1 protein-coding gene is annotated in these 259 nt (G+C 59.1%); it reads right to left on the bottom strand.

Annotation, left to right across the window (positions count from 1 at the left end; all coding sequences use genetic code 11):
• Window positions 1-259 (bottom strand): EamA family transporter (locus P8629_RS12210; protein WP_278166376.1); only part of this gene is annotated, 259 nt, incomplete at both ends.

Raw genomic sequence — 259 nt, 5'->3', positions numbered from 1 at the left:
CATAGCAGAAGGTGGCACCCAGCACGGCCACGATGAACCAGCCATCTCCCCCCCAAACTGAAGTCCAGACGATGTGCCGACAGCACATAAACTCCCACCAGTGACAACGTCAGCCCCAGGTATTGCTGGCGCTTCACGTGCGTGGCAAAAAAAGCCGCCCCCATCAGCGCGGTAAAAATAGGCGTGGTGGCGTTGAGCAGCGAGGTGAATCCTGCTTCCAGGCGCGTGGTTGCCAGTGCCAGCAGGGAAAAGGGTAGCA

The organism is Hydrogenovibrio sp. 3SP14C1, assembly GCF_029625905.1.
GTDB lineage: Bacteria > Pseudomonadota > Gammaproteobacteria > Thiomicrospirales > Thiomicrospiraceae > Hydrogenovibrio.
The sequence above is the reverse complement of the archived record's forward strand: the minus strand, read 5'-3'. Positions and strand labels throughout refer to the sequence as shown.